The 24,694-nt window shown below is 64.9% G+C and carries 22 protein-coding genes and 3 tRNA genes; 14 read left to right on the top strand and 11 right to left on the bottom strand.

The annotated features are described in order from the left end of the window. Nucleotides 1-64: 64 nt before the first annotated feature. From gyrB to AC3A4Z_RS17230, 7 genes are all read left to right on the top strand, one after another. Nucleotides 65-2,155 carry a DNA topoisomerase (ATP-hydrolyzing) subunit B gene (gene gyrB / locus AC3A4Z_RS17200; RefSeq protein ID WP_498712851.1) on the top strand — a complete coding sequence of 697 codons (2,091 nt, stop codon included), beginning with the start codon at nucleotides 65-67 and terminating at the stop codon, nucleotides 2,153-2,155. A 55-nt stretch (nucleotides 2,156-2,210) separates the two neighbouring features. Further along, nucleotides 2,211-4,889 carry a DNA gyrase subunit A gene (gene gyrA, locus AC3A4Z_RS17205; RefSeq protein WP_498712852.1) on the top strand — a complete coding sequence of 893 codons (2,679 nt, stop codon included), beginning with the start codon at nucleotides 2,211-2,213 and terminating at the stop codon, nucleotides 4,887-4,889. Further along, complete coding sequence (locus AC3A4Z_RS17210) at nucleotides 4,882-5,556, top strand: DUF3566 domain-containing protein (protein ID WP_498712853.1); 675 nt, start codon at nucleotides 4,882-4,884, stop codon at nucleotides 5,554-5,556. Before gyrA ends, AC3A4Z_RS17210 begins: the two co-directional genes overlap by 8 nt. 97 nt (nucleotides 5,557-5,653) lie before the next feature. After that, nucleotides 5,654-5,727: transfer RNA gene (locus AC3A4Z_RS17215), tRNA-Ile, on the top strand. Between the two features lie 67 nt (nucleotides 5,728-5,794). Further along, nucleotides 5,795-5,911: a DLW-39 family protein gene (locus AC3A4Z_RS17220; protein WP_236557331.1), complete on the top strand. Its 117-nt coding sequence runs from the start codon at nucleotides 5,795-5,797 to the stop codon at nucleotides 5,909-5,911. 72 nt (nucleotides 5,912-5,983) lie between these two features. Beyond that, a tRNA-Ala gene (locus tag AC3A4Z_RS17225) sits at nucleotides 5,984-6,059 on the top strand. A gap of 71 nt (nucleotides 6,060-6,130) precedes the next feature. After that, entirely contained in the window at nucleotides 6,131-7,072 is a 942-nt protein-coding gene (locus AC3A4Z_RS17230) for a DMT family transporter (RefSeq protein ID WP_498712854.1), read from the top strand. A gap of 21 nt (nucleotides 7,073-7,093) precedes the next feature. On the opposite strand, the gene AC3A4Z_RS17235 is transcribed toward AC3A4Z_RS17230, so the two are convergent. Both AC3A4Z_RS17235 and AC3A4Z_RS17240 read right to left on the bottom strand, forming a co-directional pair. Then, nucleotides 7,094-7,969, bottom strand: a complete 876-nt coding sequence (locus AC3A4Z_RS17235) for a glycosyltransferase (RefSeq protein WP_493971306.1) — start codon at nucleotides 7,967-7,969, stop codon at nucleotides 7,094-7,096. A gap of 126 nt (nucleotides 7,970-8,095) precedes the next feature. Further along, nucleotides 8,096-9,043, bottom strand: a complete 948-nt coding sequence (locus AC3A4Z_RS17240; RefSeq protein WP_498712855.1) for a hypothetical protein — start codon at nucleotides 9,041-9,043, stop codon at nucleotides 8,096-8,098. Between the two features lie 154 nt (nucleotides 9,044-9,197). Here AC3A4Z_RS17240 and AC3A4Z_RS17245 point away from each other — a divergent pair, with 154 nt between their 5' ends. The 3 genes from AC3A4Z_RS17245 to AC3A4Z_RS17255 all read left to right on the top strand — a co-directional run bounded on the left by AC3A4Z_RS17245 (nucleotide 9,198) and on the right by AC3A4Z_RS17255 (nucleotide 11,687). Continuing rightward, nucleotides 9,198-9,743 (top strand): peptidylprolyl isomerase, encoded by a 546-nt coding sequence (locus AC3A4Z_RS17245; protein WP_050057103.1) that lies wholly within the window; start codon nucleotides 9,198-9,200, stop codon nucleotides 9,741-9,743. A 9-nt stretch (nucleotides 9,744-9,752) separates the two neighbouring features. Next, nucleotides 9,753-10,631: a rhomboid family intramembrane serine protease gene (locus AC3A4Z_RS17250; protein ID WP_498712856.1), complete on the top strand. Its 879-nt coding sequence runs from the start codon at nucleotides 9,753-9,755 to the stop codon at nucleotides 10,629-10,631. 588 nt (nucleotides 10,632-11,219) lie between these two features. Next, complete coding sequence (locus AC3A4Z_RS17255) at nucleotides 11,220-11,687, top strand: carboxymuconolactone decarboxylase family protein (RefSeq protein ID WP_498712857.1); 468 nt, start codon at nucleotides 11,220-11,222, stop codon at nucleotides 11,685-11,687. Nucleotides 11,688-11,872: 185 nt separating this feature from the next. Here AC3A4Z_RS17255 and AC3A4Z_RS17260 read toward each other — a convergent pair whose 3' ends face one another. After that, a complete protein-coding gene (locus AC3A4Z_RS17260) occupies nucleotides 11,873-12,484 on the bottom strand; it encodes a DNA-3-methyladenine glycosylase I (RefSeq protein ID WP_498712943.1) in 612 nt (203 codons plus the stop codon). After that, nucleotides 12,481-12,732, bottom strand: coding sequence for a cell division protein CrgA (locus AC3A4Z_RS17265; protein ID WP_498712944.1), 252 nt, complete (start codon nucleotides 12,730-12,732; stop codon nucleotides 12,481-12,483). Before AC3A4Z_RS17265 ends, AC3A4Z_RS17260 begins: the two co-directional genes overlap by 4 nt. Before the next feature lie 174 nt (nucleotides 12,733-12,906). Here AC3A4Z_RS17265 and AC3A4Z_RS17270 point away from each other — a divergent pair, with 174 nt between their 5' ends. Genes AC3A4Z_RS17270 through AC3A4Z_RS17280 form a run of 3 tightly spaced genes read left to right on the top strand, consistent with a single transcriptional unit; the run spans nucleotide 12,907 to nucleotide 14,503 of the window. After that, nucleotides 12,907-13,692, top strand: a complete 786-nt coding sequence (locus AC3A4Z_RS17270) for a class E sortase (protein WP_498712858.1) — start codon at nucleotides 12,907-12,909, stop codon at nucleotides 13,690-13,692. 2 nt (nucleotides 13,693-13,694) lie between these two features. Further along, nucleotides 13,695-13,865, top strand: a complete 171-nt coding sequence (locus tag AC3A4Z_RS17275) for a hypothetical protein (RefSeq protein WP_167344690.1) — start codon at nucleotides 13,695-13,697, stop codon at nucleotides 13,863-13,865. After that, nucleotides 13,862-14,503: an aminodeoxychorismate/anthranilate synthase component II gene (locus AC3A4Z_RS17280; RefSeq protein WP_493971301.1), complete on the top strand. Its 642-nt coding sequence runs from the start codon at nucleotides 13,862-13,864 to the stop codon at nucleotides 14,501-14,503. Before AC3A4Z_RS17275 ends, AC3A4Z_RS17280 begins: the two co-directional genes overlap by 4 nt. Nucleotides 14,504-14,517: 14 nt before the next feature. On the opposite strand, the gene pknB is transcribed toward AC3A4Z_RS17280, so the two are convergent. The 7 genes from pknB to AC3A4Z_RS17315 are packed head-to-tail and all read right to left on the bottom strand — an operon-like array spanning nucleotide 14,518 to nucleotide 24,044. Then, nucleotides 14,518-16,476: a Stk1 family PASTA domain-containing Ser/Thr kinase gene (pknB, locus tag AC3A4Z_RS17285; RefSeq protein ID WP_498712859.1), complete on the bottom strand. Its 1,959-nt coding sequence runs from the start codon at nucleotides 16,474-16,476 to the stop codon at nucleotides 14,518-14,520. Nucleotides 16,477-16,492: 16 nt separating this feature from the next. Beyond that, the gene (locus AC3A4Z_RS17290) at nucleotides 16,493-18,217 is read right to left on the bottom strand and encodes a serine/threonine-protein kinase (protein ID WP_498712860.1); all 1,725 of its coding nucleotides are present in this window, start codon (nucleotides 18,215-18,217) and stop codon (nucleotides 16,493-16,495) included. Beyond that, entirely contained in the window at nucleotides 18,214-19,674 is a 1,461-nt protein-coding gene (locus tag AC3A4Z_RS17295; protein ID WP_498712861.1) for a peptidoglycan D,D-transpeptidase FtsI family protein, read from the bottom strand. The genes AC3A4Z_RS17290 and AC3A4Z_RS17295 overlap by 4 nt, the downstream gene beginning before the upstream one ends. After that, a complete protein-coding gene (locus AC3A4Z_RS17300) occupies nucleotides 19,671-21,059 on the bottom strand; it encodes an FtsW/RodA/SpoVE family cell cycle protein (protein WP_498712862.1) in 1,389 nt (462 codons plus the stop codon). Before AC3A4Z_RS17300 ends, AC3A4Z_RS17295 begins: the two co-directional genes overlap by 4 nt. Continuing rightward, the gene (locus AC3A4Z_RS17305) at nucleotides 21,056-22,831 is read right to left on the bottom strand and encodes a PP2C family protein-serine/threonine phosphatase (RefSeq protein WP_498712863.1); all 1,776 of its coding nucleotides are present in this window, start codon (nucleotides 22,829-22,831) and stop codon (nucleotides 21,056-21,058) included. The genes AC3A4Z_RS17300 and AC3A4Z_RS17305 overlap by 4 nt, the downstream gene beginning before the upstream one ends. 2 nt (nucleotides 22,832-22,833) lie before the next feature. After that, entirely contained in the window at nucleotides 22,834-23,316 is a 483-nt protein-coding gene (locus AC3A4Z_RS17310) for an FHA domain-containing protein FhaB/FipA (protein WP_493971295.1), read from the bottom strand. Beyond that, nucleotides 23,313-24,044, bottom strand: coding sequence for an FHA domain-containing protein (locus AC3A4Z_RS17315; RefSeq protein ID WP_498712864.1), 732 nt, complete (start codon nucleotides 24,042-24,044; stop codon nucleotides 23,313-23,315). Before AC3A4Z_RS17315 ends, AC3A4Z_RS17310 begins: the two co-directional genes overlap by 4 nt. A gap of 375 nt (nucleotides 24,045-24,419) precedes the next feature. Between AC3A4Z_RS17315 and AC3A4Z_RS17320 the strand changes: the two genes are divergently transcribed. Continuing rightward, nucleotides 24,420-24,502, top strand: a tRNA-Leu gene (locus AC3A4Z_RS17320). Nucleotides 24,503-24,694 lie beyond the last annotated feature (192 nt).

The following is a 24,694-nucleotide window of genomic DNA, read 5'->3' on the forward strand; positions in this document are numbered from 1 at the left end:
TTTTCCATGCCTGGAAGAGCTTTTCGGCCGGCCATCATCGAGAACAGAGGAGTCGACAGCGCCTGTGGCTAACGACAATACAGATATTCTGGCAGTTGAACCCGCAGTCGAGGATGCCCGCACGCCCGACACCCCGGCCGAAGCTGCGCCGCCGCGGGAGTACGGCGCCAGCGACATTACCGTCCTTGAAGGCCTGGAAGCTGTCCGGAAGCGTCCCGGTATGTACATCGGTTCCACCGGACCCCGCGGCCTCCACCACCTGGTCTACGAAGTGGTGGACAACTCGGTCGATGAGGCCTTGGCCGGCTACTGCACGCACATTGAGGTTGTGCTGCAGGCCGACGGCGGCGTGAAAGTCGTTGACGACGGCCGCGGCATTCCCGTGGACATGCACCCCACTGAGCACAAACCCACTGTTGAAGTGGTCATGACCATCCTGCACGCGGGCGGCAAATTCGGCGGCGGCGGTTACGCCGTGTCCGGCGGCCTGCATGGCGTGGGCATCTCTGTTGTCAACGCACTCTCCAGCAGGGTGGACACCGAGGTGCGCCGCCAGGGCCACGTCTGGCGGATGTCCTTTGCGGACGGCGGCAAGCCCCAGGGCAGCCTGGTGCAGGGTGAAGAGACCGATACTACCGGCACCACCCAGACGTTCTACCCGGACCCCGCGATCTTCGAGACCACCGAGTTCGATTTCGAGACGCTCCGCGCCCGTTTCCAGCAGATGGCGTTCCTGAACAAGGGCCTGCGCATCACACTGACCGATGAGCGCACCTCCACCACCGACAACGAAGCCGACGCAGACCTGGACCTGGACGGCATGGTCACCGAAGGCGAAGTCAGCGCCGAGCACCGCACCGTGGTGTACCAGTACGACGAGGGCCTGCTGGACTACGTCAAGCACCTCAACTCGGGCAAAAAAGTCGATGTGGTCCACGAGGACGTCATCGCCTTCGAAACCGAGGACAAAGAGCGCAAGATCGCACTGGAAATGGCGATGCAGTGGACCAACGCCTACTCCGAGAGCGTCCACACCTACGCCAACACCATCAACACCCATGAGGGCGGAACCCACGAAGAGGGCTTCCGCGCTGCCATGACCTCCCTGATCAACCGCTACGCCCGGGAAAAGGGCATCATCAAGGAAAAGGACGACAACCTCACCGGTGACGACATCCGTGAGGGCCTCACCGCCGTCATTTCCGTCAAGCTTGCAGAGCCCCAGTTCGAGGGCCAGACCAAGACCAAGCTGGGCAACTCCGAGGTCAAGGGATTCGTCCAGCGTGTTGTGACTGACGGGCTGGGCGACTGGCTGGAACGAAACCCCGGCCCCGCCCGCGACGTTATCCGCAAGGCGATCTCCGCCGCGCAGGCCCGGATGGCTGCACGCAAGGCCCGCGACAACGCCCGCCGCAAGAGCCCGCTGGAATCTTTCGGCATGCCGGGCAAACTGTCCGACTGCTCCTCCAAGGACCCGGCGAGGTGCGAGGTCTACATCGTGGAGGGTGACTCGGCAGGCGGCTCCGCCAAGCGCGGCCGCAACCCCGAGACCCAGGCCATCCTTCCCCTCCGCGGCAAGATCCTGAACGTGGAGCGCGCCCGCCTCGACAAGGCCCTGGGCAACGCGGAAGTCCAGTCCATGATCACGGCCTTCGGCACCGGCATCGGCGAGGACTTTGACCTTTCCAAGCTCCGGTACCACAAGATCGTCCTGATGGCCGATGCCGACGTGGACGGCCAGCACATCACCACCCTGCTGATGACGCTGCTGTTCCGCTACATGCGTCCGCTGATCGAAAACGGCTACGTGTACCTGGCCCAGCCGCCGCTGTACCGGATCAAGTGGTCCAACGCTGCCCACGATTACGTGTACAGCGATAAGGAACGCGACGCCAAGCTCCTCGCCGGGCAGGCGGCCGGACGCCGGATCCCCAAGGACAACGGCATCCAGCGTTACAAGGGCCTCGGCGAAATGGACTACACGGAACTGTGGGACACCACCATGGACCCGGACAACCGCACCCTGCTGCAGGTCACCATGGACGATGCGCTGGCCGCAGACCAGATCTTCTCCGTCCTGATGGGCGAGGACGTGGAATCACGGCGCAACTTCATCCAGCAGAACGCCAAGGACGTCAGGTTCCTGGATATCTAGGGCTTACCCCAGTAGATATTCCCGATCCGACATATACCTGAAACGGAAATAGAAAATGAGTGACGAAACACCCGAGAACCAGGCCCCCGAAGCCCGGAACCCGGACACCGTTCTTGAAGGCGACGTGCTGGTAGACCGCGTGGAGCAGGTGGACCTGCAGACGGAAATGCAGCGCTCCTACCTGGACTACGCCATGGCGGTCATCGTGGGCCGTGCCCTCCCGGACGTCCGCGACGGACTCAAGCCGGTCCACCGCCGCGTGCTGTACGCGATGTTCGACGGCGGCTACCGCCCTGAGCGCTCCTTCAACAAGTGCGCCCGCGTGGTGGGCGAGGTCATGGGCCAGTACCACCCGCACGGCGACACCGCGATCTACGACGCCCTGGTCCGCCTGATCCAGGACTGGACCATGCGCTACCCGCTGGCCCTGGGCCAGGGCAACTTCGGTTCGCCCGGCAACGATGGCGCTGCGGCTCCCCGTTACACCGAAACGAAGATGGCCCCGCTGGCCATGGAAATGGTCCGGGACATCGACGAGGAAACCGTCGACTTCCAGGACAACTACGACGGCAAGAACCAGGAACCCACCATCCTGCCGGCGCGGTTCCCCAACCTGCTGGTCAACGGCTCCTCGGGCATCGCCGTGGGCATGGCCACCAACATCCCGCCGCACAACCTCCGCGAAGTGGCCGACGGCGTGCAGTGGTACCTGGCCAACCCGGGCGCCACCCGTGAGGAACTGCTGGAAGAACTGCTGCGCCGGGTCAAGGGGCCCGATTTCCCCACCGGCGCCACCATCCTGGGCCACAAGGGCATCGAGGACGCCTACCGGACCGGCCGCGGATCCGTCACCATGCGTGCCGTGGTGAACGTGGAGGAACTGCAGGGCCGTACCTGCCTGGTGGTCACGGAACTGCCGTACCAGGCCAACCCGGACAACCTTGCCATCAAGATCGCCGAACTGGTCAAGGACGGCAAGATCCAGGGCATTGCCGACCTTCGCGACGAAACCTCCGGCCGTACAGGCCAGCGGCTGGTCATCGTGCTCAAGCGCGATGCCGTGGCCAAGGTGGTGCTGAACAACCTCTACAAGCACACCGAACTGCAGAGCAACTTCTCCGCCAACATGCTGGCGATCGTTGACGGCGTGCCCCGCACCCTCAGCCTGGACGCCTTCATTCGGCACTGGGTCACCCACCAGATGGACGTCATTGCGCGCCGTACCAGGTACCGGCTGCGCAAGGCCGAGGAGGAAGCCCACATCCTGCGGGCGCTCCTGAAGGCGCTGGACATGCTGGACGAGGTCATCGCCCTCATCCGCGCGTCCAACACCACCGAAGCGGCACGCGACGGCCTGATGGAACTGCTGGACATCGACGAACTGCAGGCCAGGGCCATCCTGGACATGCAGCTGCGCCGCCTTGCAGCCCTGGAGCGCCAGAAGATCCAGGACCGGCACTCAGAGCTCGAAGCCCTCATCGCCGAATACAACGAGATCCTCGCCTCCGAGCAGCGTCAGCGCGAAATCATCAGCACCGAGCTTGGTGAGATCGTGGACAAGCACGGCGACGACCGCCGCACGAAGATCCTGATGGGCTTCGACGGCGACATGTCCATGGAAGACCTCATCCCCGAAGAGGAGATGGTGGTCACCATTACCCGCGGCGGCTACGTCAAGCGGACCCGGAGCGACAATTACCGTTCGCAGCAGCGCGGCGGCAAGGGCATCAAGGGCGCCCAGCTGCGCGGCGACGACGTGGTGGAGCACTTCTTCGTCACCACCACCCACCACTGGCTCCTCTTCTTCACCAACCTCGGCCGGGTGTACCGCGCCAAGGCCTACGAGTTGATGGAAGCCGGCCGCGACGCCAAGGGCCAGCACGTGGCCAACCTGATGGCATTCCAGCCGGACGAGCACATCGCCCAGGTGCTGGACCTGAAGGACTACCAGCAGGCGCCCTACCTGGTCCTCGCCACCAAGCGCGGACTGGTCAAGAAGACGCGGCTGGAGGATTACGACACCAACCGCTCCGCCGGCGTGATCGCGATCAACCTCCGCGACGGCGATGAACTGGTGTCCGCGCAGCTGGTCTCAGAAACCGACGACCTGCTCCTGGTGTCCCGGAAGGGACAGTCCATCCGATTCACTGCCACCGAGGACGCCCTCCGCCCCATGGGCCGCGCAACCTCCGGCGTCACCGGCATGAAGTTCCGCGAGGACGACGAACTGCTCGCCGCCAATGTGGTGACCGACGGCTCTTACGTGTTCATCGTGACCGAGGGCGGCTATGCCAAGCGCACCGCCGTCGAGGAATACCGGCTCCAGGGCCGCGGCGGGCTGGGCATCAAGGTTGCCAAGCTCGCCGAAGAACGCGGTGACCTGGTGGGCGCGCTTATTGTCCAGGAAGAGGACGAAGTGCTCGTGGTCATGGAAGGCGGCAAGGTGGTCCGTTCTTCGGTGGCCGGCGTGCCCGCAAAGGGCCGTGACACCATGGGCGTCATCTTTGCCAAGCCGGACAAAAATGACCGGATCATCGAGGTGGCGCGCAACAGCGAACGCGGGCTCGAGGGCGAGGAATCGCTGGCGGATGACGTAACGTTGGCTGAAGATGGCGGCTCCCCGGAGGACGCCGCAGAGTCAGCAGTTGCAGAAGAATCACCGGCCGTTGAGTCAGAGGACGCCTCGGGCGACGCTGAGCCGAACGAAGACAACACGGAGGTAACGAGTGAGTAATCCCGACTCATTTCCCAAGCCGAACACTTCAGTTCCCGAGGGAAGCCGGCCCTCGGCCGCACCCCGCGTGAACGCGCCCGTCCGCCCGCAGCAGCGGCCTGCCGCTCCCGCGGCAGCTCCGGGACAGCGCCCGGCAGCCCCGGGCCAGCGTCCCCTCCAGGGTGAACGGCCGACGTCGGGACAGGCCGCGCCGCGCACTGCTGCCGGACCCTCCGTCCCCGGCCAGCGTCCGCATCAGGGCCAGCCCGGCCAGCGGCCGGCCCAGGGCACGCCCGGGCTGGTGAAGCCTGCGCCCAAGGCCAAGGTGCGCCGCGCCCGCCTCCTGATCAGCAAGGTGGACCCCTGGTCGGTCCTGAAGATGGCGTTCCTGCTGTCCGTGGCGCTGGGAATCGTCACGGTGGTCGCTGCCATCGTCCTGTGGACCGTCCTGGACCTCACCGGGATCTTTGACCAGGTGGACAGCCTGCTCGGTACGCTTGCCGGTTCCGAAGGCGGCGGCTTCGAACTGAAGAAGGTGGCCTCCCTCGGCCAGGTGGCCTCGTTCGCCACCATCATCGCCGTAGTCAACGTGGTCCTGCTGACCGCGCTGTCGATGCTGTCTGCGGTCCTGTACAACATTGCGGCCACCCTGGTGGGCGGCATCGGCGTGACCCTCACCGACGATTAGATCCGTGCTTCCACCGCCAAATCCGCGGTGAAAGCGCCCGATTTGAGATCGGGCCGGGATGTGCTGTAAAGTCATGTCTCGGCCCGATGAGGTATCGGGGCGTATAGCTCAGGCGGTTAGAGCGCTTCGCTGATAACGAAGAGGTCCCAGGTTCAAGTCCTGGTACGCCCACGGAACCTGTGCAGGTTCAAGTGGAGGTCTGGTTCGCATCACGCGGCCGGACCGGAACGGGGAGCATGTGAAGAAGTTGCTGGTATTGGCAGCTGCAATCGCAGGCGTCCTGGTCTACCGGAAAGCACAGGAATCCGAAGCCCGGAAAACTGTCTGGAGCAAGTCAACCGACTCGGTTGACTAGGCCGGGCGCCCGGTCCTGGAGCTGGTCAGCAGCCCCAAGGTTCTAGGGTATGATGGACGGGTTGCTTCTTATGGGGGCATGGCGCAATTGGTAGCGCACCTGCTTTGCAAGCAGGGGGTTCGGGGTTCGAGTCCCCGTGCCTCCACCATAGGAAAGTCCCGGTTCAGCGGAAACGCTGGCCGGGACTTTTGTTTTGCCGAAGACAGGTAGGGGTGGACGGTGGCCTTTCTTATTGCAGCCCTCGGCGTGCTGGGCGTTGCCTCCTCCGGCCCCCTGATCGCCGCCACGCTCGGTGCCACCAGTGTCAGCGCCCTGGCCATCGCCTTCTGGCGCAACGCCATCGGCGCCGCCGTGATGGCCACCCCCACGCTCATCCGCGAGCCGGCCCAGTTCGGCAGGGTGACCAAGCACGAGCTCCGCTGGTCGCTGCTCGCCGCCGTCGCCCTGGCCCTGCACTTTGCCTGCTTCATCACGTCACTGCAGCTGACCTCCGTTGCCGCAGCCACGGCCCTGGTGTGCCTCCAATCGGCGTGGATCGCCGTCTTCCAGCTCTTCAGGGGAACCAGGCACCGCTGGCAGGTGCTGGCCGGCCTGGGCATCGCTTTTGGCGGAGTGGTGGCAATTACGGGTTTCGACATGGGATCGTCCCCGGACGCCCTCCTGGGCGACCTGCTGGCAGTGGCGGGCGGAGCCTTGGCGGGCATGTACACGCTGGCAGGCGGCAAGGCCCGGCAAAGCATGACCACCGGAACGTACACCACCCTCTGCTACGGCGTCTGCGCGGCCCTCGTGGCGGTGATGGCCCTGCTGGGCGGCCAGCCGCTGGTCGGCTTCGAAGCCGGTGGGTGGCTGGGCATCCTGGCCATCACCGTGTGCGCCCAGCTCGTGGGGCACACCGCTTTCAACCACCTGCTGGCCACCATGAGCCCGCTGCTGGTGTCCATGATCATCCTGCTGGAAATCCCCGGTGCGGCCCTTTTGGCGGCCCTGTTCCTGCAGGAGACGCTTCCCGCCGGCACCTACGCCGGACTGGGACTGATCCTGGTGGGGCTCGCCGTTGTGGTCCTCGGCCAAAAGCCCGGAAGGCGTGGACGCACGCCGGGGGCGGCAGAACAGGACGGGCCGCCGGACCATCCGCTGGCCGAACTCGGGACTGACTGAGCCCTGTTGGAGGGGGAAGCCCTACTGGCCGCCGCGGCGGGCGGGCTGTGCCGTATTAACGGTGTGGATGGCCCGCAGGAGTTTGGCCGGAAAGTACACCGAGAAGAAGACCACCATGGGTGCCTTCAGGGCCATCTTCTTGACGTTGTGGGCCTTATACGTGCGGTCGAACCGGGTGACGTAATAGCGGTAGTCCCGGGGTGAATCCTCAAGCCGGCGGGCGGACATGCCGGACACCATCTGGGGACAGTAGTTGATCTTCAGGTCGTGGTCTGCCAGGTGCAGCGAAAGGTCGATGTCCTCATGCATCTCGTCCTTTTCGTCACGGCACGTCTCGGAGCGGATGATCTGCCAGGCGGACGAGCGCAGGGCCATGTTGGAACCGAACAGGAAGTGGTACTGGTGCTTGGCCAGCTTCAGCATCAGCTGGCGCATTTTGTCGTCCGCTTTGAGGCCGAAGCGGCGCATGGGCATGTCGTAATAGACAACGGGTCCGGTGGCGGCCTGGACTGAGGGGTCGGCGAAGGCGCGCTGCACCTGTTCCACCCAGTCCGGCTCCACTACGGAATCTGCGTCGATGCGGCCCAGTACGTCGCCGGTGGCGTGGTCCAGGCCGAAGTTGCGGGTGGGAATGAGGCCCTGTTCCTGGTCCTGGCTGAGCAGGACGATGGGGCTTTCCGGATACTCAAGCTGCATCTGGCGGACGATATCGGCGGTGCGGTCCTTGGACAGATTGTCCACCACGATGATTTCGTGCGCGGGCACCGACTGGTAGATGGCAGCTATAAGGCACTGCCGGATCACACTTTCCTCGTTGTATGCCGGGATGACAATGGACACGCGGGGCTGTACTGCTGCGTCGTTCAAGGCATCCTCAGAGGATTGATCGGCTGACATCAGTCCAAATCTAGCACCGATCAGCGGTGCTCCTTCGGAGCACGGCGGCATGAGGAGATGAATAAAGGGCCCCGCTTCAGTGAACTGGTCACTGGAGCGGGGCCCTTATCCGGAACGCCCTGAAGGCTAGGACAGGGTGGTGTCCTTGTCCGCGTTGCCGATGTTGGCTGCGATGTTCTTCGTGGCGGTCTTGGCATCGGCGGCTACCGGGGCTGGTGTGCCGCTGGTGTCTTCGGCCACGTGCTTGGCCTTGTCCGCGGAATCGTCGGCCGTTTCGGCAGCTGTCGCAGCCGGAGCGGAGGCGGTGTCAGCCGCGGTGCCGCTGTTGGCCTCGGTAACTTCGTTCACCGTGGTTGCCGGGACCGGTGCGGGCGTGGGCGTGACCGGGGACGGCGTCTTCCAGGGATCCTCGACCGGCTTGGAAGCCTTCCAGGCTGCGACACCGGCGGCAACCGCCGCGGCGATGACACCAAACACTAGCCAGCCGCGCTGCTTCTTGGGCGGCTCGGGCTGGGCCAGCTGGATTCCCACGGTGCGGCCGGCCTCGGTTGCGGCTGCCTTCAGCTGCGTGCCCGTTGCCTGGGCCTGCTCCTGGAGGGCGTGGATGATTCCAACGTCGCCCAGTTTCTGGGCGACGGCGTCAACGCGTGCCGGGGTGCCCTCAAGGGTGCGGTGCACAACATCGGATGCCTGCCCGATCTGGTCCGACAGGCGGGGCAGGTATTCAACCACCACGCGGTCGCGGGCGTTGAGGATGACGGGCGTAGCCTTGTCCAGGGCTTCGTGGAGTTTGGGGGATGCACCCTCCACAGCCTCATTGATCCTCGGAGCGAGGTGTGCCAGGCCGTCCTGGATGCGCGGCGTGACAGTGGCCACGCCGTCCGCCAGGTTGTGGGCCGCGGTCTTCAGGCCTTCCTGGATCTTGGGAGACGCAGTATCCAGGCTGTGCTGGAGACGGGGCACGGCCCAGTCAACAGCTGCTTCCACGCGGGGGGTTGCCCAATCCCGAGCATTCTCTACGGCGCTGGTGACTGACAGCTCAAGGTCACGGGCAATACGGTCCGATTTCTTCACAACTACCTCCCGATTAATGTGACGGTCTGTGGTTAGCCTACGTGGCTTGATGTTCACCGGCTATTCTCTCCGCGGATTTTAGGCGGATTTCACCGAGCGCGGAACTGTCCCCCCAGCCCTCCCCACCCAGGGGCGCCGTGAAAGAATGGGCCCTATGACTGCCATCGCAACTGCAAAAGCAACCATCCACACAAGCCTCGGCGACATCGTCGTCAACCTCTTCGGCAACCACGCGCCCAAGACCGTCAAGAACTTCATCGGCCTCGCCACCGGCGAGCAGGCCTGGACCCACCCGGAGACGGGCGAGGAGAAGACCGGTACGCCGCTGTACAACGGCACCATCTTCCACCGCATCATCAAGGACTTCATGATCCAGGCCGGCGATCCGCTGGGCCGCGGTACCGGCGGACCGGGCTACCGCTTCGACGACGAAATCCACCCCGAGCTCAGCTTCAACCAGCCCTACAAGCTGGCCATGGCCAACGCCGGCATCCAGATGGGCAAGGGCACCAACGGGTCACAGTTCTTCATCACCACCATCCCCACCGACTGGCTGCAGGGCAAGCACAGCATTTTCGGTGAAGTGGCCGACGATGAATCCAAGAAGGTCGTGGACGCCATCGAGGGCGTCCGCACCGGCATGGGTGACCGCCCGGTGGAGGACGTCACCATCAACAGCATCGACATCGAACAGCTGTAATCCCCTTCCATGAGTTACGGAATTCCGTCGGCTGAGCCGTCCGCGCAGGTTCCGGTCTGCCCCCGGCACCCTGACCGGCCCTCTTATGTGCGCTGCCAGCGGTGCGGGCGTCCCGCCTGCCCGGACTGCCAGCGGGCGGCCGCCGTCGGATTCCAATGCGTTGACTGCGTCAACGAAACGCGCCGTACGACGCCGGAAGTACGGACGGTCTACGGCGGCGCCGCAGCGTCCGGCAAACCGTTGGTGACGTACGGCATCATTGCGGTATGCATTGTGATGTATGCGCTGCAGTGGATCATCCCGGGCCAAACTGTTTACGAACAGCTGGCCTATAACAACGTGTTCGCCACCCCTGAGTACGGGGCCTTCGAACCCTGGCGGATGCTCACGGCAGCTTTCCTGCACTCACCGGATTCGGTCCTGCACATCGTCCTTAACATGTACACGCTGTGGATCTTCGGCCAGGCCCTTGAGCCGCTCCTGGGCCGTATCCGCTTCTTGGCGCTGTACCTGATCTCCGCCATTGGCGGCTCCGTCGGATACCTGCTCCTGAACCCGGTGCTGGTGCCCGGGCAGGGACTGGTGGGAGTGGTTGGTGCTTCCGGCGCCATCTTTGGGCTCTTCGGTGCCATGCTGCTGGTGCAGCGGCACCGGGGCGGGGACACCCGCCAGCTTTGGGTGCTGATCGCCATCAACGGCGTCATCGGCTTCCTGATCCCCCAGATCGCCTGGCAGGCGCACCTCGGCGGGCTGGTGACGGGCGCCCTTTGCGCGGCCGTCCTCGCCTACACTCCCCGTGGACCCAGACAGGGCCTGATCCAGGCAGCCGGGATGGTGGCCGTCCTGGCCCTGCTTATTGCGGCCAGCTGGATCCGCATCTCCCTGTAGGTCCCGCAGCACAGCTTTCATACGCAATAGAAGGTCCCGGCATCCAAGCGGATGCCGGGACCTTTCTTATCCACAGCCTTTATCCACAGTGTTGGTAACTTACACGCCTGTAGTTCACATCAGGAAAGTGCTTTTCCCGCCAGCCGGCGGGACTTTAACTGGATATCCCCGCCGATAATCCACACCTGTGGATAACTCTTGGGGATAGGGGTGTGCTTAAGTGGACAAAACCGCCCCAAATCCATGTGCTGTGGAAAAACAGGGGGAAAACGGCCACATGCCACTGGTTCGGACTCGTTCCCCAGAGTCTTTCAACAGCCTTGTGCACAGTGTTAATAAGTGACAGGCCTGTAGTTCAGGCCTCGGGATTGCCCGCTGTACGGTACGGAAAGGACCATTGCGCCAACAATTTCCCCCAGTCTTTCCACAGCTGTGGATAACTTGTGGGTATCGCCATGTTGGTAAGTGGAAAAGATCAGTACTGCCGATGTGCAAAGCTGGTGGCAACGGACAGCCGGCCTGGGCCTTCCCTGCAACGGGCGCCGACGGGTTGTCCCGCCGCCGTGTGTCCCCGAGCAGGAGAATCCCTTGAGCGCCACTACTCAGCACGTCTATCTCGACAAACAGCATCCCGCCCTGTGGAGGGCCCTCAACGGGCTGGGACTCAAGGTACGGGAGGCCGCCGAGGCAGCCGGCCTCGACGAAACCACCGTGGAACTGCTCCGGGTACGCGTCTCGCAGCTCAACGGATGTGCCTACTGCCTGGACCTGCACGTAAGGGAAGCCATGGAGGCAGGCGAGAGTGTGCAGCGCCTGGCCGTGCTGCCGGCATGGCGTGAAACTGCCCTCTTTACCGAGAAGGAGCGGGCAGCACTGGCACTGGCCGAGAGCATCACCGAGTTGCCGGGACACAGTGTGCAGGGGCACGAGGAAGCCTATGCCCGGGAGCACCTCTCGGAGGAGGAGTTTTCGGCGGTGAGCTGGCTGGCCATTGCCATGAACGCATTCAACCGCGTCTCGATCACCAGCCACCACCCTGTCACCCGGGACCGGTAAGAGCGCAGGCCGGGCAACATCGGCCGGTTATCCACAAGGTATTCCACACTGTTAATAACCGCATCCGGATGGCCGGATTGGCGCTTTGGTACAGCAGGGCCCTTGATGGCGCCGGTTGACTCCAGCTGCCGCCCAGTTTTCAACAATGTGGATAACTTTCCCAACAGTTGGGGAAAAGTCTGATGCTAGGCGCTGGAAAAGGGCCAGATTCCCGAGGATCCGCGCCGGTGGCTGTCCAGCAGGTGGGTGTCCACCATGCCAATGGCTTCCATCAGGGCAAACATGGTGGTGGGTCCAACAAAGGAGAACCCTTTTTTCCGCAGCGCCTTCGAAAGCGCGATCGATTCAGGGGACTGCGTGGGAATTTCGGAATGGAGCGCCGGGCGGGGCGTTTCCGCCGGCTTGAACTGCCACACAAAATCCACCAGGCCCCCTTCCTGGCGCAATGCGACGGTGGCCCGGGCATTGGTGATGGCGGAGCGGATCTTCAGCCGGTTCCGGACAATGCCGGGGTCCTGCATCAGGCGCTCAACATCGGCTTCGGTGAACAACGCCACAGCGTCGGGGTTGAAACCGGCGAAGGCCGCCCGGAATGACGGGCGCTTGCGGAGGATAGTGGCCCACGAGAGCCCGGCCTGGAACCCTTCGAGGCAAATACGCTCGTAAAGTCCCTGTTCATCCCGGACAGGAAGGCCCCACTCGGTGTCGTAGTACTCGCGCAGGAGCGGATCGGTAGAAGCCCACAGGGGCCGGGCCAGCCCGTCCGCGCCCGGCACCGCCCCGCTGTCAGGAGCTATGAACGCCACCGCGTGGTCATCAGGAATCCGACGATCGCGATGCCGAAGCCAGCCACGATGTTCCATGATTCCCATGCCTGGACCGGCAGGCGGCCTTCGCTAATGTAAAAAGTGATGATCCAGAGGAGGCCGATAATCATCAGGCCGAACATGACCGGCTTGAACCAGACAGGATTGGGCTTGTAGGTCTGTGACGAAGCCTGCGTGGTGGTGCTGGCGGTCTTCTTGCGAGGCTTTGACTCGGGCACTGGCTCTCCTTGGCGGGCTGAGGCAAGCTCGGCGTTCCGGGCTTGATATCCTGCAAGAAGGAGGTTGCCAGCGGTCTGCGCGATCTTGGTCAAATCTGGATTCTTACTAGCAGCCAATTCTAGTCGTAGTTCACAGGGCACCAATGCCCGACGCAACCGCCCGGAGGAGAACGCGTGGTACTGCAGGAAAAGGCGAGGCCCGCCGCTGCGCCGCGTGTCGGCGTCGTATTTCTGCGCGGGACCATCCAGGTACTGGGTGAGCTGCTCATTACCGCCGGCCTCATCTTGCTGCTCTTTGTCGCCTGGCAGCTGTGGTGGACCAACGTCGAATCGGACGCCAAGCAGAGCGAACTGATCAAGGAGTTCGCCCAGGATCTTGGCACCCCCGCGCCGGCCCCGGAAACGCCCGCGGCCCCTGCCGGGCCGGAAGATTTTGGCCCGCCCGTTGTGGGGGCCGCGCCCGGCCATGCCGGCACCATCGGCATTATGTACATCCCCCGGTTCGGGCCGAACTACACCCGGCCCATCGTGCAGGGCACCAGCCAGGATGTGCTGGACACGCTGGGACTGGGGCACTACAGCAACACGGCCATGCCCGGAGCGGTAGGGAACTTTGCTGTTGCCGGACACCGCCAGACGCACGGCGCCGTCCTGGACAACATCCACACCCTGGTGCCCGGGGACAAAATCTACGTCCAGACGAAGGACGGTTTCTATGTTTACGTCTTCCGCAACAACCAGATCGTGATGCCGTCACGGACCGACGTCCTGGAGCCGGTGCCCACCCGGCCCCGCGTCACGCCCACGGAAAGCTTCCTCACCATGACCAGCTGCAACCCACGCTTTGGTGCCGAAGAACGCATCATCGCTTATGCCCTGCTGGACAGCTGGCGCCCCGCATCGGCCGGTCCGCCCGCTGAAATTGCAGCCCAGGTGGCCGCAGCGACGGGAAGGGGCTGAGCATGTACGCCTGGCTCTTCCGCCATCTGCCGGGGCCGCTGTGGCTGCGGATCGTCACCTCGCTGGTGCTGGTCGCCGTCGCACTGGTATTGATGGTTCAGTTCCTTTTCCCGTGGATGTCCGAGTACACCCAATTCACCGACTCAACGATTGGTTCCGCAAGCCAGCCATGACCACAACCAAGATCCTCGTAGTGGATAACTACGACAGCTTTGTTTACACCCTGGTGGGCTACCTCCAGGAGCTCGGTGCCGAGACCACGGTGGTCCGCAACGACGACGTCACCCTCGCCGAGGCCATCGAGCTGGCCGGCACGCGTGACGGCGTCCTCATCTCACCCGGGCCCGGCAATCCTGCTGAGGCCGGCGTGTGCATCGACCTGATCAAATGGTGCGGCGAGAACAGCCTGCCCATGTTCGGCGTCTGCCTGGGACACCAGGCGCTGGCCGAGGCATTCGGCGGGAAGGTGACCCACGCACCGGAACTGATGCACGGCAAGACGTCACTGGTGGAGCACATCGGAACCAGCGTCTTTTCGGGGCTCCCCTCCCCCGTCACCGCCACCCGCTACCACTCCCTGGCCGCCGTCCGCGAAACTCTTCCGGATGTCCTGGAAGTCACCGCGGAAACCGCGTCAGGAGTGGTGATGGGGCTTCAGCACCGGACCGCACCCCTGTGCGGGGTCCAGTTCCACCCGGAATCCGTGCTCACCGAGGGCGGCTATCAGATGCTGGGGAACTGGCTTGAGTCCCTCGGCATGAAAGGTGCGGCAGCCCGCGCGGCCAAGTTGAGCCCGCTCATCCAGCACTAGCCGGCGGCTTCCGCCTAGCCGTCCCGGTCCCTGCTGCCCCTCGTGGAAGTCGGGGTGGGGGTTGGCGTGGGGGTGGCTGACGGCGGCGGTGGTGGCGGAGCCTTGGCCACCACGATCGTGACGGTCTTGCCCTGCTCCACCACGGCGTTCACCGGCTCGCTCTGGTCGGTTACCCTGCCGGCTTCCACCTGCCCGTTCTCCGCCTCGATGACCGCCGGTACCAGGCTGAGCTCCTTCAGGGCTGCCTCGGCTTCTTCCCGGGTACGTGCCCGCAGTTCCGGCACGGCCACCTTGCCGGTGGACACCACCAGCTCAACCGTGGTTCCCACCCCCACCATCTGCCCGGGGGCAGGACTGCTGGTGATCACAATGCCGGCCGGGACCGTGGCACTGTTGGCTGTGGTGGTGGACGGTGCTCCCACGAGCCCGCTCTGGCGCAGGATATCCCTGGCCGCGGCCTCGGTCTTGCCGGGAAGGCTGTCCGGAATCTTCACGGCGCTGGGGCCTTCAGAAATGTTCAGGACCACATCGGATCCGGGGTCAATGGAAGTGCCCGACGCCGGATCTGTTCCGATGGCCGTTCCCTTGGGCACGGTGTCGTGCTGCAGGCGCACGATTTTTGGTTTGAGGTCTGCTCCGTAGAGCTCCTGCAGTGCCGAGGATTCGGTCATCGCGGCCACTGCCGGGATCTGCACCTTTGGCGGCGGAGGGGCTGGACGGTTCACGGTGTTGTAAACCCACAGCCCGCCGCCCGCGAGGACCAGGAGCGTAAAGATCACCAGGGTGGCTACCCAGGCACGACGGCGGGACTTCTGCCGGGCGGTGCGCTCACGTTCCGGAGGCAGGCCCAGGGGCAGGTCGTCGCGTGCGGACGCTTCGTAAGCGGCGGGAGCCGTGCGGCCGTCGTCGTCCGCTATGGCACCGAAGGCAGCGAGGCGGCCCGTTGGCGCGTCGTCAAGGAAACTTGCGCCCGTGGCCGCGAACGCCTCGGTGGCGGGCGCTTCGGTGGGGGCGGGGACGTGGTCGGTGGGGTCGGTGGCGGCCTCGGAGGCCGGAGCAGCGGGGACAGGAATCCCGGCCCGGGCCGCGCGGAGGGCACGCTGGAAGGCGGCGGCGTCCTGGAACCTGTCATTCCGGTTTTTTTGCAGCGCTTTGGCCAGCACGGTGTCCAGCGCCGGCGAAACCTCGGGGTTCAGGCTGCTCGCCGGTGCTGGAATTTCCCGTACATGCTGATAAGCCACGGAAACGGGGCTGTCGCCGATAAACGGCGGACGGGAGGTCAGCATTTCGTACAGCAGGCAGGCCGCGGAGTAGAGGTCGCTCCGGGCGTCCACTGTTTCGCCGCGGGCCTGCTCGGGCGAGAGGTACTGCGCCGTGCCCACCACGGCCTGCGTCTGCGTCATCGTGGCGGAGGAATCGGCCATGGCCCGGGCAATGCCGAAGTCCATGACCTTCACGGAGTCCGTGCCTTCGCAGTACATCACGTTGGCCGGCTTGATGTCCCGGTGCACAATTCCGGCCTTGTGGCTGTACTCCAGCGCGCCGAGGACACCGAGGCAGTAGTCGATGGCCTGACCGATGCTGACCTCATCGGCCCTGATCAGGTCCCGGATGGTCCTGCCCTCGACGTATTCCATCACGATGTACGGCACCCGGACGTCGTCATCCGAACCGTCATGGACCATGTGCTCGCCGGTATCGTAAATCGCCACGATGGACGAATGGTTCAGCGCCGCTACCGACTGCGCCTCACGCTTGAAGCGCGCCTGGAACTGCGGGTCGCGGGCCATGTCCGGCCGGAGCAGTTTGATGGCGACGGTACGGCCCAGCCTGGTATCCAAGCCCCGGTAGACGTCCGCCATGCCGCCGCGGCCAATCAGGCCGCCCAGTTCGTACCGTCCGCTGAGGACACGCTGGCTATCCACCGGGACGTTGTCCTCCCGGTGCAACGGTGTGCGCGCTGACTCGTTCACTGGCTGGTCCTGGCGGTTACGGCTGGCAGGTGGGAGGCAGGCCGGGCAACTGGTTGTTTCCACAGGCCGGGAGGGACGTCGGTGCCGTCGGTCCTGCCGCAGACGGAGTGGAGGGGGCAGACGTGGGAGCCGGCGTGGTGGGGGCCGGTGCGGGCGACGGCGCAACCGCGTACGTCACCGTGATTGGCGAACCCACTTCCACCCTGCCCGAGCGGGACAGGGCAATCACCGTGTTGGGTGCGGAATTCGCATCAACCTGCGGCTGGACTGTCACATCAAGATTCATGGCCGAAAGCTGCGACTGGACTGTCCGGTAGTCCTTGCCAAGGTACGCCTCGGGAATGACATTGACGGTTTCCGGTGTAGGAGTGGGAGTCGGCGTGGGGGTGGCAACGGTCTGGGTAGGCGTTGCCGACGCCGTGGTCCGCGTGGGGGTGGCGGAGGTGGCCGGCGCACTGGTGGAGGGGGCACTGGAGGACGGATTGCCCGAGGGCGAGAAAAGTCCCATCTGGCTGACCAGGAACCCCGCCAGGGCAAACAGGAGCAGCAGGATCAGGGCGATCAAGGGCCAGGTCCAGGGGCTGCGGCCCTTGCGCCGTGGCTCATCGGCTGGCTCGTCGTCGTACGTTGTCTCTTCCGGAGTCCAGTTGCGCTCGGCGGCCAGGGCATTGGCGCGGGCCAGCGTTCCCTGCGGCTCGCTGTCAGCTGCGGAGGAATCCGCCCCTGCTGCCATCCCGGCCGCCGCTCCCGCGGCGCCGGCACCCAGTACCGGCAACGCCGAAGTGGCCGCGGAGGACGCGTCGCGCTGGGCACCGATCACGCCGGTGGGGGCGGTGGCCGTGTCCACTGGGGCGGTAATGGGACCTGTGTCGGCGGCATCAAAGAGGAGCATGCCCGGTACGGCGGCGCGGGCGGCACTGATGTCCCCGTTCCGGATGGCCTCAGCGGCTTCGGCAAGCTTGATGGCGTTGGCCGGACGGTTCTTGGGATCCTTCGCCAGCATGGACATCAGGAGCGCCCGCACCGGGGCTGGAAGCGACTCCGGCAGGGGCGGCGGAGCGTCGTTGACCTGGGCCAGGGCGATGGCAATCTGGGACTCGCCGGAGAACGGCCGGTGCCCGCTAAGGCACTCGTAACCGATGACGCCCAGCGAGTAGATGTCCGAGGACCCCGTGGCCGTCTGCCCGGTGGCCTGCTCCGGTGCCAGGTACTGGGCGGTGCCCATGACCTGGCCGGTCTGCGTCAGCGGCACCTGGTCGGCAAGGCGGGCGATGCCGAAGTCGGTCACCTTCACCCGTCCGTCAGGAGTGATCAGGAGGTTGCCGGGCTTCACGTCGCGGTGCACCAGGCCCTGGGCATGGGCAACGGAAAGCGCACGGGCCGTCTGGGCGATGATGGACAGCGTGCGGTCCGGGGACAGTACCTGCTCATGCTCAATGATGCTGCTCAGAGGCTGGCCCGGAACGAGTTCCATCACCAGGTAGGCGGAGCCCTCTTCCTCGCCGTAGTCGAAGACGTTGGCGATCCCCACGTGGTTGAGCAACGCGGTGTGCCGGGCCTCTGCGCGGAAGCGCTGAAGGAAGCCGGGGTCTCCCGTGTATTCCTCTTTCAGCACCTTGATGGCGACGATGCGGCCCAGGACGAGGTCTTTGGCTTTCCAGACTTCACCCATGCCGCCGATCGCGATCCGCGTAGTCAGCTGGAATCTGCCGCCGAGGGTGATTCCGGTTGTAGGCCTCACTTATTCAACACCGCCTCAAAAATCTTCTTCGCGTTCGGACTGGTTAGCTGTGCGCCGGTGGTGATGTCCACGCCTTCCATAACGATCGTGACACCCACCTGCGGGTTGTTTGCGGGGGCGAACCCGGTGAACCACGAATTGTTGACGCCATTGCCCAACTCTGCGGTGCCCGTTTTGCCGGCCACCTGGACTCCGGGGACTGCCGCCCTGTTGGCGATGCCCTGGCTTACCGCGCTGGTCATCCATTCGGTGATCTGGTTGGCAATATCCGGAGTGGTGGACGTCCGCAGCTGTTCCGGCCGTGGTTCCTCGATCACCCGCAGGTCCGGAGAGCGCAGCGCCTTGATCAGGGTGGGCCGCATCTGGACACCGTCATTGGCGATGGCCGCCGTCATCATGGCCACCTGAAGGGGCGTGGCCCGGACGTCACGCTGCCCGATGGCGGACTGGGCCAGTCCGGGAGCGTCCAGGTCGTCCGGGAAACCGTTGCCCCGGGCGTAACCGAGCTTGAGCTGGTCGCCCATGTCTTCGCCGAACCCGAACTTCCGGGCCTGTTCGGCGATGGCGTCGCGCCCCAGATCGAGGGCAATGCTGGCAAACGGGGTGTTGCACGACTGCTGCAGGGCGAACGCGAAGTCCGCCGTGCTCCGCGTGTAGCAGTTGCCGCCTGCGTAGTTGGGAAGCTTGTACTGGATGCCGTCAAAGGGCATTTCAGCCGGGTTGGGGAGCTCGCTGTCCTTGTTGTACTTCCCCGAGGCCAGGGCCGCGGCCGTGTCCACCAGCTTGAAAACCGAACCCGGGGCGAGCTGCTCACCCGTGGGACCGCTGACGTTGGCGTTGAGGTTGATGCCGGGAACCTTGACCAGTTCGTTGATGTTGGCCGATTCTTCCTCGGTGTTCTGGGTTGCCACGAGGTTCGGGTTGTAGGACGGCTTGGACACCATGGCCAGGATGGCCCCGGTCTTCGGGTTGGTCACCACGATCGAGCCGCGCTGGCCGTCCGGAATCAGGTCGTAGGCGAGCTTCTGGATCTCGGGGTCGATCGTGAGTTCAACCGAGGCCCCCTTGGGCTGGTTTCCCAGGAACATCTGGCCAACCCGGTCCAGGAAGAGCTGGTCCGAGTTGCCTGCCAGCTGCTGGCCCAAGGCCTGTTCCAGGCCCGTGGCGCCATAGTTTTGCGAGAAGTACCCGGTGATCCCTGCATACAGCTCCGGCTGCGAGTAGGTGCGCTGGAACTTGCAGGTTTCCGAACCGCTCTCCACCGATTCCGCCACAGGGGTGCCGCCCACAATGATGGCGCCGCGGTCGTTGCAATAGTTCTGCAGGATCGCGCGCTGGTTCAGCGGGTTGGCTTTGAGGTCGTCGGCGCCCACCACTTGGACGAAGCTGATGGCACCGAAGAGCAGCGCGAACATGGCAACTGCCGCTACCCAAGAATGCCGAATTGCCTGGTTCACGGGTGCTTCACCGCCTCGGTAGGAGTATCAATGCCCATGGAATCTGCTTCCTTTGCGGACGGAAGCGGAGTGGTATCCACCGGCCCGCGGGCGGTATGCGAAATCATCAGGAGCAGCCCCACAATGATCCAGTTGGCCAACAGCGACGAACCACCGGCTGCCAGGAAGGGGGTGGTGAGGCCAGTCAGGGGAATAAGCCGGGTGACGCCGCCGATCACCACAAAGCACTGCAGCGCCACGGCGAAGGACAGGCCGCAGGCCAGCAGTTTCCCGAACGCATCGCGCGTTCCGAGGGCGGCGCGGAAACCGCGGGTGAACAGCAGCAGGTACATCAGGACGATGGCAAACAGTCCGATCAGCCCGAGTTCCTCGCCGAGGGAGGCGATGATCATGTCGCTGTTGGCAAAGGGCACCAGATCGGGGCGGCCCTGCCCAAGCCCTGTTCCAACCAGGCCGCCGTTGGCCATGCCGAACAGGCCCTGGATCACCTGCCGGCTGCCGTTCTCGTAGACCTCAGGGGAGAAGGCGTTGAGCCATCCGAACACGCGCTGCTGGACGTGGGAAAACACCTGCGCCGCCACGAAACCGCCGCCGAGGATGAGTGCCAGGCCGATCACCACCCAGCTGATGCGGCTGGTGGCGACGTAGATCATCACGATGAAGAGGCCGAAGAACAGGACCGAGGAGCCCAGGTCACGCTGGAAGATGAGCACGCCGATGCTGACCAGCCAGGCGGTGATCATGGGACCCATGTCCTTGAACCGTGGGAACTGCAGCGGCCCGATCTTCCGGCCCGCCAGCAGGATCAGGTCCCGGTTGGACGATAGATACCCGGCAAAGAATATTGCGAGGGTAATCTTTGCGACCTCGCCGGGCTGGAAGGTCATGGGGCCGAGCCGGATCCACACCCGCGCGCCCAGGATCTCGCCGGCACTGATCCCGGGGATCAGCGGCAGCAACAGCAGCAGGGCGCTGGCGGCCAGCGAGATGAAGGTGAACCTGCGCAGGACGCGGTGGTCCTTGAGGAACCAGATCACGGCGATGGCAACGGCCATGGCGATGAGGGTCCATCTGAGCTGGTTGTTGCCGGTGTCCTCGCCGGGCGAATCCAGGCGATGGATCATGGCCAGGCCAAGTCCGTTGAGCGCCACCACCAGGGGAAGTATTACCGGATCAGCATATTTGGCCCGGAAGCGGAGCACACCGTGGAAGACCAAGGCAGCAACAGCAAGGAGGCTGGACTGAAACCAGAAATCCGAATCAAAAGCCTTTTCCTGGTCCACCCCCACCAGCATGTTGGCGCCGATGCCAACAGTGAGGGCAAGTAAGAGCAACGCGAGTTCCACGTTCCGTCGCGGCTTGGGCGTGGTACTGAGCTGGCTCATTGGCCCCCCTCGCAGGTGATTGTGGGACTTGGTGTGGGGGACGCGGCGGCAGGCGACGGAGCGGCTGAGGCGTCGGGTGCCGGTGCGGGCGCGGCCGTTACCGGCGGGCTGGCCGCGGGCGTGGAGGCAGCAGGGGATGCCGACGGCGTCGGGCAGCCTTCTTGAGGCGATGTGGTGCCGGTGAGTTCAAGGTTCTTCACGATGCGCTGGGCGTCGTAGAGGTCCTGGGCGGGCACGGTCTGGCGGACGCGTTGTTGCGAGAAGGGGGGAAGCGAGTCCATCCGGATATCGGTGACCGCCTCCAGGGTGGAAAGCTGGATGGGTCCAAGCCGCTGGGAAACGCCGTTGTAGATGGCCACGCGCGAATCGAATTCACCAACGTAGTAACGGGTTTGAGTCCAGGCATAGCCGAGCCAGAGCCCCACGGTCAGGACCACCAGCACGGCGGCGGCGATGGACCAGGTCACCCACCGGCGCGGCTTGAGCGGCACGAGGTTCTCTTCGGCGTCGCCGGCCTGGGGTTCGGCCTTGTGGGTGAGGAGTGTGGCCGCACGCCGTGCCACGGTGCGCCCGGCGATAGTGGGAATGGAGCCGGTTTCCGCGGCGGCTGCCGCTGCTCCCACCAGCTCGTGCGGCCGGGACGAGAGTTCTTCCCGGAGTACTTCGGCGGTCAGGTGCTCGCCGAGGTGCGGGTCCGTGGAGCCGGCATCCGGGGAAGCATCCTCGGCCGCATCCGGTTCGGAGGACCCTGCTTCCGGGGAATCCGTCCCGGAGCCTGCCGCCTTGCTGCTGTCTGTGCCGTTTCCCGGGCCGTCCCCGGCTCCCGCGTCCTTGCTCGGGGTGGCGGCAGGACTCGCGGCCGGCGGAGCGGCGGCAGCCGTGGCGGCGTCTGTTCCGGCCGGCGCGGCAGCTGCAAGGGGACGTGCGTCCTGCGCTGCGGCGGGGGCTTTGGTGGCTGCCGGGGCAGGAACGACTTCGACGGCGGCTGTGCTGACGTCGTCGGGCGTTTCCTCAACGATTTCCAGCATCACCACGGTGACGTTGTCCGGGGAACCGGCGTCAAGTGTCAGGTCCACCAGGGTTTCCGCGCATTCACGCAGGTCCTTGGTCTCGCGGACAGTCCGTTCCACGGCATGCCCGGCCACGTAGTTGAGCCCGTCCGAACAGAGGAGCCAGCGTTCGCCCGGCTTCACTTCCAGGGTGTCCAGGTCAAGCTCGGGGCTGGCGTCCACGTCGCCCAGGACACGCATCAGGACATTTTTGTGCGGATGGGTTTCGGCCTCTTCGGGGCGGAGGCGTCCTTCGTCGATGAGCCGCTGTACAAACGTGTGGTCAACGCTGACCTGCTCGAACTTGCCGTCGCGCAGGCGGTAGGCGCGGGAATCGCCGATGTGGGCGAAGTGCAGCTTCCCTTCGGCGAGGAGGAGCGCGGTGACGGTGGTGCCCATTCCAGCAAGCTTGGGATTGATGTGCACCAGCTCGGACAGCAGCGAGTTGGCGGTCTGGATCTCGTCCGCCAAAGTGGTGGCAGCGTCGCCGTCGTAATCGCCGTGGTCCAGGTGGATCATGTCCAGAACGGTGGCAGCGGACGCAACGTCGCCGCCCGCGTGGCCGCCCATGCCGTCGGCGACGACGGCCAAGTGCCGTCCTGCGTACGCAGAGTCATCGTTCTTGGATCGGATTTTGCCGACGTCGGACCGCGCGGCGAACCGCATGATGAGGGGCCGCTCCACCGGCTTGGGGTCGGGTGCGGGAGTCTGCGGGTCGGCCACGGCTATGGCCTCAATTCGATGACCGTCTTGCCGATTCTCACGGGAACGCCAGGTTCAACGGGCAGGGCGCGGGTCAGCTGCTGATCGCCCAGGTACGTGCCGTTGGTGGAGCCGAGGTCCTCAATGAACCAGCGGCTGCCCTGGGGAAATAGCCGGGCGTGGCGGCCGGAGGCATAGTCGTCCTCGAGGACGAGGGTGGCCTCCTGCGCGCGGCCCAGGAGGATGGGGCTGGCGGCCAGCGGAAGCGTCGTGCCCTTGAGCGGGCCTTCAACCACTACCAACTGCCGGGCTTGCTGCTTCACGGGCTGCGGCGGCGCTTCGGCCAGCTCAGGATTCTTGCGGACCTGGCGGGCGGTGGGGGCGCCGGCGGCTGCCTTGCGCCCCACCATGAGGTCGCGGCGCATCGCGGAGACGATGCTGAAGATCAGCACCCACAGCAGGAGCAGGAAGCCGAACCGCAGGGCGGTGATGGTCAGTTCGCTCATGCGCGGCCACCCGGGCTGGCGGGGAGCAGGCGGAAGATGATCTTTGTTCGTCCCATCGTGATGGTGGAGCCGTCGGTGAGCTCGGTGCTTCCGGAAACCCTGTGTCCGTTGACGTAGCTGCCGTTGGTGGAGCCCATGTCCACTGCGCTGGTGACGCCATTGGCCGTCCGGATCTCAAGGTGGCGGCGGGAAACCCCGGTGTCCTCGATGTGGATGTCCGCTTCCGAAGACCTGCCCAGAACGATGGACGGCGCATTCAGTGAATACCGCTGCCCGTCGATGTCCAGAACGGGCTGCATACGGACGGGCTGGCGGCTCGGAGCGGCCGGTACGTTGGGGCGGGCCGGCGCAGTGCCGGACTTCTCGGTGGTGGAAACGATCTCGAAGTCGCCGGGCCGGAGCTCGGACTCCCGCCGGAACGAGATCCGTACGGGGCCCTGCAGGATGTAGCCCTGGCTGCGGACGTGGTTAATGACCACGTCGCACAGTTCCTCAGCCAAGGCGGTGCCCCACTCCTGGGCACGCTTGAAGTCCTCATCGCTGAGTTGGACATCAAAAACGTTGGGCACCAGGGTGCGGCCGGCGGCAACGGTAAGGGACTTGTGGTCCACTTCCCGCCGAAGGCGGCTGGCGATCTCCACGGGTTCCACCTGGGCGCGCGAGCCGGTGGAGAAGACGCCCCGGACGGCCTTTTCGATGCCGCGTTCCACCTTGTCCAGCAGACCCATGGTTCTTCTCCTTTCCCCCCGGCTGCGGGGCAGTTTTCGTTCCGTAAGTGCACTTGCAGTGGTGTTGCCAAGCCTCTGGTGCGGCCGCAGGCAGCAGCCACTCCTACATCAGATACTACTGGGCAGGCCTGTGAATGACCTTAATCCACAACGGCCGGGCGCTGCCAAAAGTTCGGTTTCCAGTTGCCCTTGGTACCGTGCAGGCCTGGGCTTCGGTTCTCTAGGGGCGCCCTTGTGCTCCGTTCTTTCGGGCACCAGGCGGCGGCCCTGGAGCCCAATTGGTGTTTTCCCTGCAATGTCCGTTATGCTTGATCTCGCTGCTTTTACAGGGTTGCGGATCAGGGAAACCGGCCGCGATTCAGTAAAGGAAGTTGCGCGCGAGTGGCGGAACGGCAGACGCGCTGGCTTCAGGTGCCAGTATCCGAAAGGGTGTGGGGGTTCAAATCCCCCCTCGCGCACGCAAACAGGAAGAGCCCCGGTCTTAGGACCGGGGCTCTTTTGCGTTCACAGAGTTTGGGTAAAGCCGGTTGCACCGCTGTCTGGACTTTTCACCCCGGGGTTACGGGGTGTTGTGTCCAGACCCGGGTGCCTTAAGGCCCGGTTCGACGACGGCAGCCGGCTTGGTGCCACGCGGCGGCGATAGTTCGCGG

This window comes from Arthrobacter sp. Soil_C_49 (assembly GCF_057656635.1).